The sequence below is a fragment of the Paraburkholderia sp. SSBN10T genome, assembly GCF_056619545.1.
Map to the genome: position 1 here is coordinate 1 of NZ_JBWQQI010000059.1, position 1,148 is coordinate 1,148.

The following is a 1,148-nucleotide window of genomic DNA, read 5'->3' on the forward strand; positions in this document are numbered from 1 at the left end:
AAAAGCAACCGTATTGGGAGTCAAGCGTCGCTGGTGTTCCACGGTGTTGAATTTCGGATCATGGAGTTAAGTGTGGTGAGCAGTTTGCGCATGCAGGCGGTGATGGCGACCTTGAACGGCTTGCCGGCCTGACGCAGGCGGTCATAGAAGGCACGGATGGCCGGGTTGAAACGCAGCGCGGGCACGCAGGCCATGTAAAGGGAGCGCCGCACGATGGCGCGTCCGCCCTGCACCCGACGCTTGCCGGTATGGTTGCCGCTGTCGACGTTAAACGGTGCGACACCGGCAAGCGAGGCGATCTGGCGGCGCGAGAGCGAGCCGAGTTCGGGCATGAAGGCGATGAGGGTGGCCGCCGCGCCGGGACCGATGCCGGGCACGGAACGTAGAATATCTTCCTTCTGACGCCAGGCAGGTGAGGCACGCAGGAACGAATCGATGTCGTGATCCGCAACGTGGAGCTGCTGTTCGAGCCATTTGATGTGCTCACGCAGGCTGGCACGGGCGGCCTGATGAGCGCGCGCGAGGCGGTTCTTCTCCGCGACGAGCATCTCGACGAGCTGGATGCGGCGTAGCAGCAGGGCCTGTAGCTGCTCGGTCTGCTCGTCATCGAGCGGCCGGACGGCGGGCTGGATAACGGCGGCGAAGTGGGCGATGACGAGCGCATCAATGCGGTCGGTCTTGGCCCGTCGACCGGTAGCGCGGGCGAAATCGCGCACCTGTCTGGGGTTGACGGCGACGGCGGGCAGCCGCGCCTGGCAGAGGGCCTTGAGCACGGCGAGTTCGAGCCTGCCGGTGGCCTCCATGACGATGAGTGCCGGACTGAGCGCGGCCAGCCGCTGGACGAGCTGGTCAATGGAGGTGGCATCATTGGAAACGCGCCAGGCTTCGGAGGATTCGTGAATGGCGAGATCGAGATAATCGCCACTGACATCGATGCCGACATAGATCGGGGAAAACTGGTTCATCGCGGTACCCATACTTGCAGGAAAATACGAGCTCGGGGCTCAGTCAACTGTTCGGGTTAAGAGGATGAAGGACAGATGCATCAGGCTTTTCTGCGGGCTCGAAGACCCTGTAGGCAGACGAGCTATCTGTCCAATGCGGTGACAGCTGATCGGGCTGGCACCACAGGAGAGAATATACAAGTA

The 1,148-nt window shown here is 62.4% G+C and carries 1 protein-coding gene; it reads right to left on the reverse strand.

Going from position 1 to position 1,148, the window contains the following annotated elements; translation table 11 throughout:
- Window positions 1–20: 20 nt before the first annotated feature.
- Window positions 21–965, reverse strand: a complete 945-nt coding sequence (locus AC1ECK_RS36615; protein ID WP_480328176.1) for an IS110 family RNA-guided transposase — start codon at window positions 963–965, stop codon at window positions 21–23.
- Window positions 966–1,148 lie beyond the last annotated feature (183 nt).

Coding starts and splice junctions, on each gene's coding strand:
- AC1ECK_RS36615 (WP_480328176.1), bottom strand. CDS start 965: ATGAACCAGTTTTCCCCGATCTATGTCGGCATCGATGTCAGTGGCGAT.